The 13,266-nt window shown below is 50.8% G+C and carries 13 protein-coding genes; 7 read left to right on the plus strand and 6 right to left on the minus strand.

The window, feature by feature from the left end; translation table 11 throughout:
* Positions 1–528: 528 nt before the first annotated feature.
* A complete protein-coding gene (locus tag BLP79_RS07045; RefSeq protein WP_090218208.1) occupies positions 529–1,938 on the minus strand; it encodes a hypothetical protein in 1,410 nt (469 codons plus the stop codon).
* A gap of 314 nt (positions 1,939–2,252) precedes the next feature.
* On the opposite strand from BLP79_RS07045, the gene BLP79_RS07050 reads away from it, so the two are divergent.
* A complete protein-coding gene (locus BLP79_RS07050; protein ID WP_090217656.1) occupies positions 2,253–3,236 on the plus strand; it encodes a hypothetical protein in 984 nt (327 codons plus the stop codon).
* A gap of 760 nt (positions 3,237–3,996) precedes the next feature.
* Here the strand turns inward: BLP79_RS07050 and BLP79_RS07055 are convergent.
* Positions 3,997–4,887, minus strand: a complete 891-nt coding sequence (locus BLP79_RS07055) for a LysR family transcriptional regulator (RefSeq protein ID WP_139163177.1) — start codon at positions 4,885–4,887, stop codon at positions 3,997–3,999.
* Positions 4,888–5,006: 119 nt separating this feature from the next.
* Between BLP79_RS07055 and BLP79_RS07060 the strand changes: the two genes are divergently transcribed.
* On the plus strand, positions 5,007–5,609 hold the full coding sequence (locus BLP79_RS07060) for a GlcG/HbpS family heme-binding protein (protein ID WP_090217660.1): 603 nt from the start codon (positions 5,007–5,009) through the stop codon (positions 5,607–5,609).
* A 413-nt stretch (positions 5,610–6,022) separates the two neighbouring features.
* On the opposite strand, the gene BLP79_RS07065 is transcribed toward BLP79_RS07060, so the two are convergent.
* The 3 genes from BLP79_RS07065 to BLP79_RS07075 form a co-directional block, all read right to left on the minus strand.
* Positions 6,023–6,292 (minus strand): Txe/YoeB family addiction module toxin, encoded by a 270-nt coding sequence (locus BLP79_RS07065; RefSeq protein WP_090217661.1) that lies wholly within the window; start codon positions 6,290–6,292, stop codon positions 6,023–6,025.
* The gene (locus BLP79_RS07070; protein WP_090217663.1) at positions 6,289–6,540 is read right to left on the minus strand and encodes a type II toxin-antitoxin system Phd/YefM family antitoxin; all 252 of its coding nucleotides are present in this window, start codon (positions 6,538–6,540) and stop codon (positions 6,289–6,291) included. The genes BLP79_RS07065 and BLP79_RS07070 overlap by 4 nt, the downstream gene beginning before the upstream one ends.
* A 110-nt stretch (positions 6,541–6,650) precedes the next feature.
* A complete protein-coding gene (locus BLP79_RS07075) occupies positions 6,651–7,283 on the minus strand; it encodes a tyrosine-type recombinase/integrase (protein WP_090217665.1) in 633 nt (210 codons plus the stop codon).
* 392 nt (positions 7,284–7,675) lie between these two features.
* Between BLP79_RS07075 and BLP79_RS07080 the strand changes: the two genes are divergently transcribed.
* The 3 genes from BLP79_RS07080 to BLP79_RS07090 all read left to right on the plus strand — a co-directional run bounded on the left by BLP79_RS07080 (position 7,676) and on the right by BLP79_RS07090 (position 10,130).
* Positions 7,676–8,146 carry a MarR family winged helix-turn-helix transcriptional regulator gene (locus tag BLP79_RS07080; RefSeq protein ID WP_090217667.1) on the plus strand — a complete coding sequence of 157 codons (471 nt, stop codon included), beginning with the start codon at positions 7,676–7,678 and terminating at the stop codon, positions 8,144–8,146.
* 101 nt (positions 8,147–8,247) lie between these two features.
* Positions 8,248–9,012, plus strand: coding sequence for an alpha/beta fold hydrolase (locus BLP79_RS07085; RefSeq protein ID WP_090217669.1), 765 nt, complete (start codon positions 8,248–8,250; stop codon positions 9,010–9,012).
* A 620-nt stretch (positions 9,013–9,632) separates the two neighbouring features.
* Positions 9,633–10,130 (plus strand): GNAT family N-acetyltransferase, encoded by a 498-nt coding sequence (locus BLP79_RS07090; RefSeq protein ID WP_090217670.1) that lies wholly within the window; start codon positions 9,633–9,635, stop codon positions 10,128–10,130.
* Between the two features lie 286 nt (positions 10,131–10,416).
* Here the strand turns inward: BLP79_RS07090 and BLP79_RS07095 are convergent, their stop codons facing one another.
* Positions 10,417–12,075 (minus strand): calcium-binding protein, encoded by a 1,659-nt coding sequence (locus tag BLP79_RS07095; protein ID WP_090217672.1) that lies wholly within the window; start codon positions 12,073–12,075, stop codon positions 10,417–10,419.
* Between BLP79_RS07095 and BLP79_RS07100 the strand changes: the two genes are divergently transcribed.
* Positions 12,074–12,943: a hypothetical protein gene (locus BLP79_RS07100; RefSeq protein WP_090217674.1), complete on the plus strand. Its 870-nt coding sequence runs from the start codon at positions 12,074–12,076 to the stop codon at positions 12,941–12,943. The genes BLP79_RS07095 and BLP79_RS07100 overlap by 2 nt on opposite strands.
* Positions 12,943–13,224 (plus strand): hypothetical protein, encoded by a 282-nt coding sequence (locus BLP79_RS07105; RefSeq protein ID WP_090217675.1) that lies wholly within the window; start codon positions 12,943–12,945, stop codon positions 13,222–13,224. Before BLP79_RS07100 ends, BLP79_RS07105 begins: the two co-directional genes overlap by 1 nt.
* Positions 13,225–13,266 lie beyond the last annotated feature (42 nt).

Below are 13,266 nucleotides of genomic sequence, written 5' to 3' on the forward strand. Positions count from 1 at the left end.
CCCGCATTTTACAAGAACGACAGTCTGTTGAACGTCAGACAACTTTGACCTTTGCGTCACAAACTGACCCAATTTCCTCACTTCATGCTCCTGCAAGCGGTTTCGTTTGATCTGACTTCCTTTTCGGAAAATCAGGGCTGATTTGCAGATCAGACGACCAAGCCGCCTGTTCCTGCTGATCTGCCACGTGGCGAACGCGGGAGGGGGCGAGGCAATGCTATTTGACAGGGTTGGTGCGGCCCGCAGGCGCAGCCGAGGACACGGCCCTGTCTAATCGGGTTGCCCGAGGGGGAGGGCAGCGCCCTCACCCTGACGGCCAGGGGCGTTTGGCTTGTCCAAATCCCGCTGGCCCAAGAAACGAAAGCTGCGGGACCATCGGCCCCCCCTAATTCATGTCTCAATTCAGAAAATGTCTGCTGCTAGCCCAAAGCAGTCCTTGGGTTTTCACGCAGCGAAGATCGAGAACGAGCCCACTTTGGCCGATGCTGCAAACTGCACAAATGTCCGCTTCGGCGACGGGCACGCCATTCACCAGACAATTGGGCTCTCTAGCCTGTCCCAAAAAACCCAACGACCTATTTCCTTGGGGACGTTGTATCCGGAAAAGATGGCCGGTGATTGCTTTTGTGACGGGTCTAATATGTGGAGCATACCGGAGTAGCTTGCGATCAGCACCCGCCCAGTAGATTGACAGACATCAACGGCACCTGCGCTTGAACCAAAACCCAGTTCCCAAAGCAGTTTACCATCAGGCGAAACACAGGCCGCAAAACCAGAACCAGCCAGGAGAAACGCACCGTCTTTTTGGTTAGCCATGTTATCCGGCAAAAAGCTAGATGCGTAAACACGCAGATAGTCGTTCAAAATACGCTGTTCGACATGGTGCTCGTAGGGTTCGGTTGTCAGGCCCCTAACGGCATTCAATTCACTGGTGAAAGTGACGCCATTGTAGAAGTGGCAAGAATTCAACGCCACAAATCTGCTATCGTCGCTGAAGCATCCGTTGTGTGGGTACTCGCTAAGGTGTCCCAAATGCGCAAAAAATGAAAACTGGCCGTCCTCGGTCAAACTGAGCAGATGATGCCCGTCATCTTGAGTTCCTAGTGCTACGTAGTTGCCATCTGGCGACAATGCAGCATGGATCATATCGAAAAACGGGGTGAAATAATCGTCATCTTCCCAGAACTCTCGCATTTGTTCTTCAACACCAAGTTCAACGGATGGAAAAAGAAGGCTGCTTTGCCACTCTGATTTAGCTTTTATGAGCAACATCACCCCCCGTTCTTCATCACATAGGAGGACTTTTGTGCCGTCATCCGAGACGGATATTCGGGAATATGCGTGTCTATCGGCAGGGACTGCAAACTTGGCGACAAAATCATCCGGAAGGTCTTTTGGTACAAAGGCCGATCCAGGTATTGCTGGTATTTGTTCCGCCTTCGGGTCACCAAACTGCGAACCCACGGCGAAACTTCCGTCTCGATGTGCAACGGCGAAGAACTTTCGATTGCGAGACCATGAGAAAGTAGAAACATCGGGGATTTCGGTTACTCTTCTCCCCTCCACGCGCCACGTTGTGTTGTCTTGATAGGTTGTTCCCTGCTGCACGAGGTAGTCTTCTGGTCCCAAGACTGCGCAACAAGTTAAGCCCCGACCACCCTTTTCGAGCTTTGCAATGAACGGAGCATGCGCAGGGTCAAATTTACCGCGGGCTTCGTGCCCACGCCCTTCCCGATTGAGAGCAATAACTCTTTGTAGAACTGCCTCCGCCATTGCAGGGTCACGTGTATCTTGCGACAGTTTGGGTTCTTTAGATTTTCCCTGGTGAAAAGCTTCGAGTTCGGTGCAGTCATGCGTTGCGACCTCGCGCCCGATCTCGTTCCACCTTGATATGTCCGTCAACACAGTTTTTCCGCTTCCAAATAGTTTCCGAAACACTTTTAGACCCTCACCAACTTCCGCAGCCTGAAACAACTAAAGCTTTTAAGTCAGAACGGATCACGGAGAAAGCGGTCATTCGTCCTACTGAATCGAAGGGCAGCTTCGTCCGCAAAGCGGTCATCGGTCACGCGAGCGAGCAAAGTCAGGTATGCGGACAAAACGGACCTTGAATGCTCCTGTTCGAAGAGCTGCTTACTGGCGTTCGTTTCATTGGCGGGTAGCTCCACAACCTAAGGCGCGCGTGAATATTCGGCGGATGTGAGCGATACGTTAGGCTGGTAAAACACTACATATACTGCGACTACAGAGACATGAGATTTGTCGAGAAAGAAATTGAGTATGCCAATGTACGCTCACTCGTTTGGCAAGGCGACGATTTGATTGACTGGGTCGGAGGAGGCACACGATTTTCGTCGGACGGAACAGTGGTGAGGGCTCCTGTCAATTACGGTGGTGACTTTGACGCAGCAATAGCCACAAGTTCTGGTGATGTCGCGGTGATCTTTAAGCGGCTTGGAACGAAAGCTGTCGTCTTGAAAGACGGAAGAGTCCTTAGAGAGATCAACCGAAGTTACTATCACGCGGATGTCTATGAGTATCCAATATGTCTGTGGGAGCGAGCAGGAAGCCCTTTAAAGATCATCCATTGTCCGGATGAATATAACCGATTGGAGATAGAAGAAGCCATTTCTGGCCAACGTCTTCCGTCCAGTCGCGCGCGAAATCCACCCGACTTTTTCCACTCGAGGCTTAGCGTAAGCCCTTCAGGAGCATACCTGATGAGCGCTGGTTGGGTTTGGCATCCTATGGATGTCGCCAACATCTATCGACTGCCTGATTCCGAAGGAACTATGGAGCTAGATACCCCATTTGCCACTGTCGACACGGCCAATGAAGTTTCGGCATGTTCTTGGATCAGTGATGAATTGGTTATGGCTGCGAACGCTGAAAGCCCCGAGATTGAAGAGGAGGAACCGTTCGCGGGTGGGTCTCTTGGAGAGTGGTCGATTAAATCTAAGAAGTGGTCCAAATTGTCTGTGCCAGATACGACCCTTGGTCGACTAATGCCGCTTGGTGAAGACCATGTGATTTCTTTTTATGAGCACCCCAAGCTGATAAGGGTATCTGACGGTACTATTGTTAATGAATGGCCGCACATCAATTCAGGCAAACAAACCGGGAGCATCACGCACCACATCGAAAGCCCGCCACCAATCGTTATCGACAGCCCAAATCTTAGGTTCGCGGTGGCGAGCGATAGACGTATACACGTGATTTCATTCAAGGTCGATTAACGGGTTTCCCGTGATCTGTGATTGCGGCTACTGATGGGCTTTGTGAAGTTTTGGATCATTTATGCGTCATTCAGCATTTTAACATTCTGGGCTCTAAGGGGACATTTTCTGCATTGCGACATGAATTGAGTCGGGGCCGATGGTTCCGCCGCTCTTGTTTCTTGGGCCAGCAGGATTTGGACAAGCCAAACGCCACTGGCCGTCAGGGTGAGGGCGCTGCCCTCCCCCTCGGGCAACCCGATTAGACAGGGCCGTGTCCTCGGCTGCGCCTGCGGGCCGCACCAACCCTGTCGAATAGCATTGCCTCGCCCCCTCCCGCGTTCGCCACGTGGCAGATCAGCAGGAACAGGCGGCTTCGTCGTCTGATCTGCAAATCAGCCCTGATTTTCCGAAAAGGAAGTCAGATCAAACGAAACCGCTTGCAGGAGCATGAAATGAGGAAATTGGGTCAGTTTATGACGCAAAGGTCAAAGTTGTCTGACGTTCAACACCCCTTGTGGAACGTCACGAACCTTTGACTCTGGACCGTCAATTTTCTGAGTCATATCAACACTGCGCGTCAGGCATTCTTGACCCAAACGTCAAGCATTTCTGACCCAGATCGAACGGCGGTCGTTCCTCAACATTGCAGCGAATGTCTCGAAAGAGCCCAAAGTGCTTGATGCTGCAACGTTGTAGAATGTCCGTTACACAGCTTCAGTTATTATTAGTCAAGATTTTATCTTGGCTCAGACCTTAGAGCATTTCACCGTTGAGCCGTTCATCGCCCTTCAAATAGACGTCTCTTAGAGCGAAATCCTGATGAGATGAACTTCATAAAAACACTTATGCGCGTAACGTCTTTCAAGTTGGGATGGGTAAGAACCCATATACGGGAATAAGGGAATGTTGGAAGGCCAGGAAGGCGTACCAAACCCTGATCTTCCTCTCCCAAAAAGCACGGTAGCCTGGCTGCGCCCAACCCTGCTTTGGCCGCGCCTAGCGCTGAGGTTAGATCACTGACGACCAATGCTGTTTCTGTGTTGGGCCAACTCCCGGTAATTTCAGCAGGTACCTCAGCCCAATGTTTCATCATGATCAACCGCAAAGGATGCTCAGGTGATTTTTCTAGGCGATTTAGATAGTCCGGACTCGTATATACCGCGACACGTTCTTCCGTGGGTGAAGTCCCGAACAATGTTTCTGTTGGGTCCTTTGAAATTCGTATGGCGACATCTGCCTCGCGTTTTGGAAGGCTGAGTACGTCAGTTGATGCCAGGAGAGTTGTCTCAACATCAGGGTATCGCGCGTAGAAATCGGCGATCAGCTCTGTAAGAACTCCCCCACACAGCAATTGAGGTGCTGTGACGATCAACGGACCACTCAGTTTTCGATCACGGGCATCAAGCAGACGAGCGAGCTTCGCACTTTCGGTCTCGATGCTTTCCGCCGTCCGTGCTGCGGCTAAACCCGCATCTGTTGGAACGTATCCAGTAGCGAGCTTATCAAAAAGCAACGCCCCCAAGCTTATCTCGGCCGACACAATGCGACGAGACACCGTAGCGTGGTTCACTCCGAGCACACGTGCAGCCCCGCTTACCCCCCCACAACGGACGGTTTCAAGTACATATTTCAGATCATTCCAGTCCATAGCGCCCGATAGTTTTTGCACATCTGTTGCACATATATGGTGAATATTCGCGCGATTGAAAGCGTTTATTATCACAACGCGAGAGGCTTCGAGTAGCCTCCTCTCTCCTTCAATAGACTATCGTCAGGGTCTCTATTGTTATGAAAAATCCTGACTTCTATTTGGTCAATCGACTGCTCAGGGGACTAAGTTCCAGCAAATATGGTAGAAACATGCTCAAACATTTAACTCTAACTTTCAAATCCTTAACTGCCGTAGCTATGGTAATTGGAGGTGTCTCTTCTGCATTTGCACAAGATAACGAACCTCCGGTCGCCCAAACCGTTCCATTGCCATACGGCATGAATGTGTCTGCTTCCTGCGCAGCTGCAGTCGCTGATACTGCCATTGAGTTCGCACGTTCGAATGGTTGGAATGTAACAGTGGCCGTCTCTGACACCGCAGGTCAGGTTATAGTGCTTCATCGAATGGACAACGCGCATCGCGCAAGCACTGCCTTTGCACTTGAGAAGGCAACATCAGCCGCACTGACCAAAAGGTCCACAAAGGTGTTCTCTGACGCTCTTAGCAACGGTCGAATGGCAATACTCGGTTTTACCAATCTGCATGTCCACGCAGCGGAGGGTGGAGAAGTCATCGTGGCAGACAATACCATAGTTGGTGCTATCGGAGCAGCAGGTGTTACTGAAAAGCAAGACCGGTTGATTTCACTAGCCGGCATCGAAGCACTTTCGAATTGCTAACCGCGAACGTTCGCAAAAAACTGCTTAGTTAAAGATGCGAAACATCTTGCTACGCTACTTCGGTGGCGTAGTAGAATGTCTTGGCAATTCGGCTGAGCCGCTGTTATGGCTTCATTCTTATCGACCATGATCAAGACACTTGGAGCACAGGGCGAGACATTATTGTAAATCTCTAAGCAGACATTGAAATATAGATAGCGAACGGCAAATTTGTCCCGCACAGCGGTTGCTCGAAAAAACCGAGCCGTAAGACCGCGACCAGCCCTAAGCGGACGGTCGAAAGCGAGGCAGAGTCCAAAATTCTGCACGCGCCTGTTCCAATTAACGCCAGATTGAAAGCGGACATTCCAAAATCATCCGACTGGAGGGCGTTGCGCCTGTTTGACGCTGTGCATATAGCCAAGATTTGGGGATTAGTAGTGGTACCGCAGCTGAGCTATTTCCAAACTCTGCGCATCACCTTTGCCGGTGACCCGATAAACGAACCTATGCTCACCAGTGATACGTCGAGACCACCACCCCCTCAGATCACCTTTGAGAGGCTCGGGCTTTCCAATGCCCTTGAATGGCATCCTTCTCGCCGATTTAATAAGCTCGTTCACGCGTTCGAGCTCCTTTTCATTGCCCGAAGACTGCCACCAGAGATAGTCCTCCCAGGCGTTGTCAGAGAAGATCAGCTTCACAGATCGACTTCGCGTTCAGTTCCCTTTCCCGCATCAAGTTGCGCGATGGAAGATTGAAGGCGTCGCGCATTTTCAGGGCTTCGCTGTAGGTGAAGGGTTTCCTGAATGGCATTATACTCATCCAAGGACATCATAACGACTGCTTCACGTTTCTTACGGGTAACGACAACATCGACGCTATCATGAATAACGCGATCCATAACGTCTTTCAGAGATGCGCGCGCATCTGTATAAGTAATTACATCCATAGGGAACCTCACTTCTTGAGCCACATATATGCACAGAATTCTGTACATGTCAATGTTTTGCAGAATGGAGGTCCCTATCCAGCCGAAGCGTTGCAAAGCTAACAATCTCTCTAGATTTCTACACTTTCAGAAATCGACAAAGCGTCTTCAAGATCAACGCCCAAATATCGGACAGTGCTGTCCATCTTAGTATGACCAAGAAGGAGTTGAACCGCTCTAAGATTGCCGGTCTTACGGTAAATCTGGGCCACTTTAGTTCGCCTCATTGAATGAGTGCCATAAGCGCTCGGCTCTAATCCAATAGACTCAACCCAATCCCGAACCAGACGTGCGTATTGGCGGGTGCCAATGTGCGGACGGTCGTGTATCCGCCCCGGCCATAGAAACTCTGACTTTTGCATTATCGGCATATTCAGCCAATCTTGGAGGGATGTGCGGGTTCCTTCAGTAATCTCAAACCGAACTGGTTGGCTGGTTTTTCTTTGGATCACTGAGGCGCGTTCCTTCACTTGACCCGCTGCATGCACATCTACAACGCGCAAACGGACGAGATCACAGCCTCTGAGTTTGCTATCGATGGCCATATTGAACAGCGCCAGATCGCGCACCCGTTTGGAAAGCTCAAGGCGAACACGAATGGCCCAAACATGCTTGGGAAGCAATGGACGCTTTTGACCTATGATTCGCCCTTTGTTCCAAGGTGCGCGACGCATTCGAATTGCAGGAAGATTGGAAGTTGACATGACTGGTCCTCCGACCGCCACAATCCACCACATCCTCGGCACGATGCCGATAAACCAATAGTACCACCATTGATGGCCACCTAGAACCAGCCCAAAGCAGTCCTTGGGTTTTCACGCAGCGAAGGTCGAGAACGAGCCCAAACTGTATAATGCTGCGCTTGTTACGAATTGCGGCTCCTAAAAAGGTGGGCGCAAAGGCGTGACGGGTCCAAGTTCGATCTATGGGCCGAATTAATTGCACGCGCTCTTCATGACGATGACCCACAAGGTTCTCTGTATCTAGATCGATATTCATCACCAAACGCGTGAAGCGATTTGTTGACATCAGGCTACCAATTGGTACTCCAATTGTTTGTCGGTGAACTTGAGCTAACGTAAGGCGGTGATCGAAGATGCAAGCTGATGTGACAGACAAAGACGGGAAGCTGCGCGTTGACCAACAGTTTTGCTTTGCGCTTTATTCTGCGTCGCGCGCTGTGACCAAAGCCTATAGCATTTTATTGGAAGAGCTTGGGGTCACCTATCCGCAATACGCGGCGCTAATGTTGTTGTGGGAGCAGGATGGGATTCTCATCAGCGATATCGCTACGTCATTGGAGCTTGATGGTGGCACAGCGACCCCTCTGGTTCAACGCCTTGAGAAGCTGGGCCTTGTCGCGCGGGTGCGGTGTGACGAAGATGAAAGACGGGTACGTGTCTTTCTGACAGATGAAGGTAAAGCGTTGTTCTACAAAGCCCTTGAGATACCACACGGACTAGGAGAAGCGACTGGGCTGGACGGGCCGACTGCCCATCGCATCGTCGATGAAATGCAGGATATTAAAGCCAACATTGCTGACTGGTTGTCTGAAACCAGAAAATAGCACGCGACAAGGAGTCACGACTTTGTGTGGAAAAATAACTGGTACACCAATCAATGGTATGCCAATTGCATTTGTACTTTCCACCTTCAAAGGAACCTCCGATGTATATTCGCTCTTTATTTCTCGGTGCTGCTGTAAGTGCTCTGATCTTGCCAATGGCTGCGCTCGCAGAGTCCGCCAAAACCGTTGTGATGGTTCATGGTGCCTTCGCTGACGGATCATCATGGAACAAGGTTATTCCCCTTCTACAAGAAGAGGGGTTGAAGACGATTGCGGTTCAACTGCCGATGACCTCGCTTGCCGATGACGTTGCATTTACACAGCGTGCCATTGACAACGCAGAAGGCGAAGTCGTTCTTGTCGGACATTCCTGGGGCGGTGTTGTCATCACGGAAGCAGGAGTGGACGATCAAGTGATGTCACTAGTCTATCTCTCTGCCTTTGCGCCCATAGCGGGAGAGCATATCCACGACATTCTTGACGATGCTCACAAAACACGCGGTATCCCCACTGTAGATGGCTTCAAGACACCGATCGTCGACGAAAACAAGTTCATTCGCCTGTCAGAAGAAACAATAGTCAAATATTTCGCACCCGACATTCCACAGGCGGATGCGAAGCTGATCGCGGCTTCGCAGGGCCGCCTGCACGCCGCAGCGCTCGATCAAGCCCCAAGTGTTCAGGCTTGGGACGGAAAACCATCCTGGTATGTAGTTGCCGCGAACGATCAAATGATTGCACCGGACGTTCAACGCGAACAGGCCGAGCGGATTGGGGCGCAAACGACAGAAATCGCTGCGAGCCACGTGGGCATGCTCTCAAAGCCCGAAGATGTGGCCGCTGTGATCATCGACGCCGCGAAGTAACATCCAGCATCGCGCGTCTGTTTCCTGGGCGCGCTTTCTCTTTCACTCATCAGTTGGTGAAAGCGCCATAAAAACTGCTCAAACGTATCTTGAAGCGGCAAACACCATTGTCCTGAAACTGTCATCGGCAGAGGCGATAGAAGTTCATGCTGCCGGTGGCGGTTCCAAGATCGCTTAAGGAATACAATTTACCCATGCCCGGAAACTGACATTGGCGCAGCCGCAGCGAGTTCACACTTTGTCCCGCACCCCTTCCGTTCGATGATGATTGGTGGATGCACATGCGGCGAATGCCTGTTCTTTCCATTGCTCGTGCAGCATTTGAACGCCCCTCATCGGCCAGATCCCGCGACTTTGCAAAGGTCACTATCTGCGCCTACCGCTCGCAGCCCGAAGCAGACACAAGGCCCTTAGCGAGAATTTACCAGAGCTGACCTTCGCTATGCGGGTTGCGAAGGAGGTGGATGCGGGACAGAGTTGCCGTTTACTGCTATTACCCCAAGGTCCACTATCTGGTGCTGTTCAATGAACAATCCCGACTTGAATATTGGCGTTGTAGAAGATGCCGGATTGCGCGAGGCTAAGCCTGTTGATCGCCGCCTCAACGCTTGGAGCCATCGATGGAAGAATTTACATATGGGACTGTTTCATCAGACCATGCGTCTGATTGGAGAGATTTGCGGCTCGAAGGAGCGCGTGATTTTCCGTTGGGATTTCTCGTAACTTTAGAAGAAATGGCGGCAGCTGACACAGACCGTTGCGGTGAGATTCTGAAACGTGGCAGCATCCGGGGGGTCTTTAATTATCGAAAGTTGATTGGATTCTGCGGATTTCGCCCTCAACTGCTCAAACAGACAAGGCATCGCGGCGAGATTGGACCCTTCTTTGTCAGTCAAAAATACCACGGTGGCGGTGCAGCAAAGACAATGATGTCTGGCTTGATAGACGAAGCCAAAGCAAACAAATTGGAACAGCTTGAACTATTTGTGGATACCGAAAATTTGAGGGCCATAGCATTCTACGAGCGGTACGGCTTTGAACGAATTGCAACGCATAGGGATGTCGTGCGGATCGACGGCATCTCTAGAAATGATTACTTATACACGCTTCGAATATGAGACGTGGTGGCTGCGCAGCCATTCGAGCAGGATGCAGCATCCGTCACTTTGGACTCGAAGCAGTCATTAGCCGCAATTAATACGAAGTGCGGCTCTCGGGGAAAGTGCCGGACTTTACAATTGTCGCTCTCTGCGGTGAGTTGACATTGAACCTTCCAATGTACCTGTGTCACTCTGTCTCAAAGCAGTTCCAGAAAGGGTGCAGCCCAGTGACAGGCTACATTCGGTCACACTTGATACATGAAGAAGGGAGAGTGCTTTCAAGACCACTCTCCCTTCTTTGCTTTTATGCTACTGGCAGCAAGTCATCGTACCAGTATATGACTTCGCCGCTGCTGGAGAAGCCATACAACACAGGTGGATCTAGGTCTGGCTCATAAGTGTCAGACTGTATGAGCAAGCGGTTTTCATAGTAAACCGTATCCTCTTCGCTAGCGTCCACGACATGATCGCCAGAGTAGAAATAGAAAATGTCAGCCCCTTCATTGCCGTAAAGATAAGATGAGCCGTTCCCGTAAAGTGTATCATCTCCGGCACCGCCTGAAACGATGTCAAAGCTATAGCCTTCACCGTTTTCGCCAGCAGAAAGAACATCATCCCCCTCTTCTCCGTAAACGAAATCCGAACCTTGACCGCCGGTAATGGTATCCGCTCCATCACCACCGAAGAGCGTATTGTCCGCCTCATTCCCAGAAATTACATCCGCAAAATCAGAACCGAACACGTCTTCAAAATTCGCAGCGGTCGCGGTTGTCGTGTCGATCACCAACTCACCGGAAACCAGATCAATCTGCGCACCGGTTCCCAAGTCTGCAAAAGTGATTGTATCACCAGACCAAGGACCATCCTCTCCAGCATCAAGGATCTGGAAACTTGGAGCATCCTCAATGATTACGCGATCGCTGCCGTTTGTCAGGCGGATATTCTCAATGGAGAACAAATCTGTGCTCGTATACCCCTGCGTCCCACCTCCTGTGACATGACCGCTATGAGCAACCGAACCTTGCGCCAATGCCTCAGGCACCCGAAAATATACACCAACCGAATAATCTGAGAGGTCGAAGAAATCAGTTCCATCGCCCCCATCTATGAAATCTCGTCCTGCCGAACCGATAATAATATCGTCACCGCCCCCTGCATGAATGATATTGTCGTCGGCACTACCGGCAATCAAATCCTCAACATCGCCCTGTCTTCCAGCCTGAATACCCCCCTCAGTATATCTACTCATTCCTTGGAATAGGAGTGAGCTGGTCCCAATCGTGCCGTAAGTTTGCTGCACATAGTCAGCGAGCTGAAGTGTCGCTGAACCACCACCGAAGACCGTGCCAAGGGACAAGGACTGCCATGCCGCCCCAAGCGACGTAAAGACATCGACTGACGCAAGAGATTGAAGGGCAACAACAAGATCGTAGCTGTCCCCCGGATTCAGTAGGTTTTCCTGAAACGGATCAGTGTTGCCAAGACCGGCAAATAGCAGGTTTCCAGACCAAACCCCGATATCGACATCGTAACCCCTGCCTTTCAATACGTTGACAACTTGCGTGGCATCAACATCCGCTATTCTGAATAGGTCAGGGAGAGCATTATCTGGACTCTCATCGCTGATGAAATCCCATATAGAACTCGCAATCGCGTCAGAAGCTTCATCCAGTGTCACTTGCGAAACCGGTTTGCCAAGCCTTATTTCCACCTGAGCTGTCGTATAGTCTCGGATCAGACCCGAAGCAGGTCCAACATTTGCGTTTGCTTGTGAAGCCACTTGAAACCATTCCCGTACGGCTCCATCAGCGACATTCCCGAAATCGTCTGGCGATGCGGTGTACTCGTGAATTTTGGCGTAAAATCCGCTCCAATCTGCTTGATCCGCCAACGCAGACAAAGTGGCGTAATGCGTTAAACCAGTGCTTTGATCTATTGTGGAGGTGGAAATCTTATAAGGCATGAACTATCCTGACAACACAACTATAGGTGGCGATATGTCGTTCAGGATCATCAAAAAAGTCAAGCACGTTGGTCTATTAGCTCTTATGATGCAGTCAGGGGCCACCTCTCTCTCAGCGGAGGTAGACAAGTATAAATTCCGCGCCCCGCCGCCAGCTGATGCCAGTGCGTCATACTGCGATCATAAGGGAGACCCAGGGTATCCTCACGGAAACATCATTAAACTAGGTGATCGCGTGTTTCATACCTGCGCACGCTTTGCCTCCAACGCTGTGCTCACGGTAATGAATGCACAACGCCTTCCTGGGTTGCGGTATAATCTCACAGCATTTTCGACGGGTGTAATGACGGCAGATTTTCAGCACATCACAAAGCGCGGTCGAGAGAACTACCCTGACTTTCGTGAGCGCATCACCTTGGGGGAAGGTGTTTATTCTGTTTACCATGATGAAGATCGCATAGTGCCGATTGAAGGTAAACCAGATGAAGTGACTACCGCTGGCAATCTGTACGTCTACGAAGGTCCAGTAGCAGGGGCGCGTGAGCGTGTACCTCACCAAGCCAAGTGCTTTAATGAAAATAAGAAACAGATCGAGAATGGAAGTTATTCCTGCTACATCAGATTTGACTGGCATGGCCTGTCAACACGAATAAACGTCTGGGCTGGCGGTGATCTGTTTTCACCGATGGAGCACAAGCACTTTCCCGCACTTGTTGACGACCTACTCCTTTTGCTCGAAGAGGTTGACGTGACTGATAATCCGTTGCGGCAGGAGTGCATTCGCTCTGGCAATGGCTGGTGGGATGGAGAGTGTCAAAGTGCACACAAAATTGACCGACAAATGACTTCCAAAAAGGGTGGCGAGTGATGGGACTTATTTTTAGAGCAGTAGAAGCAGCATCTTTCAAGACCGGAATACCACTGGGGGGACTGTGGCTTCTGTTGCTGACTGCTTGCGGCGGCCTGTGGGTAGTTACTGAGCACCCTTACTATACGCAACGAGATCTGGTGATTGGTTTTTGTATGTGGGCTGTTGCGTATTCGGCGATTTGGCTGGCTCATCGCGGGGAGTTTTGGATGGACCCGAAACTTCTGCGATCCCTCAGGGACGCTGAACAAATCAATTTCGAGCGAAAAAAAGAGGACTAGCCTCGGTTGGTATAGCCGACCCGCAAGGTTTCCAACAAAGGT

The organism is Epibacterium ulvae (assembly GCF_900102795.1).
GTDB lineage: Bacteria > Pseudomonadota > Alphaproteobacteria > Rhodobacterales > Rhodobacteraceae > Epibacterium > Epibacterium ulvae.

Excerpts from the sequence above, each read along its gene's own strand:
- BLP79_RS07095 (WP_090217672.1), bottom strand. The coding sequence starts at position 12,075 with ATGCCTTATAAGATTTCCACCTCCACAATAGATCAAAGCACTGGTTTA.
- BLP79_RS07090 (WP_090217670.1), top strand. The coding sequence starts at position 9,633 with ATGGAAGAATTTACATATGGGACTGTTTCATCAGACCATGCGTCTGAT.
- BLP79_RS07105 (WP_090217675.1), top strand. The coding sequence starts at position 12,943 with ATGGGACTTATTTTTAGAGCAGTAGAAGCAGCATCTTTCAAGACCGGA.
- BLP79_RS07050 (WP_090217656.1), top strand. The coding sequence starts at position 2,253 with ATGAGATTTGTCGAGAAAGAAATTGAGTATGCCAATGTACGCTCACTC.
- BLP79_RS07085 (WP_090217669.1), top strand. The coding sequence starts at position 8,248 with ATGTATATTCGCTCTTTATTTCTCGGTGCTGCTGTAAGTGCTCTGATC.
- BLP79_RS07080 (WP_090217667.1), top strand. The coding sequence starts at position 7,676 with ATGCAAGCTGATGTGACAGACAAAGACGGGAAGCTGCGCGTTGACCAA.
- BLP79_RS07070 (WP_090217663.1), bottom strand. The coding sequence starts at position 6,540 with ATGGATGTAATTACTTATACAGATGCGCGCGCATCTCTGAAAGACGTT.
- BLP79_RS07100 (WP_090217674.1), top strand. The coding sequence starts at position 12,074 with ATGAACTATCCTGACAACACAACTATAGGTGGCGATATGTCGTTCAGG.
- BLP79_RS07060 (WP_090217660.1), top strand. The coding sequence starts at position 5,007 with ATGAAAAATCCTGACTTCTATTTGGTCAATCGACTGCTCAGGGGACTA.
- BLP79_RS07075 (WP_090217665.1), bottom strand. The coding sequence starts at position 7,283 with ATGTCAACTTCCAATCTTCCTGCAATTCGAATGCGTCGCGCACCTTGG.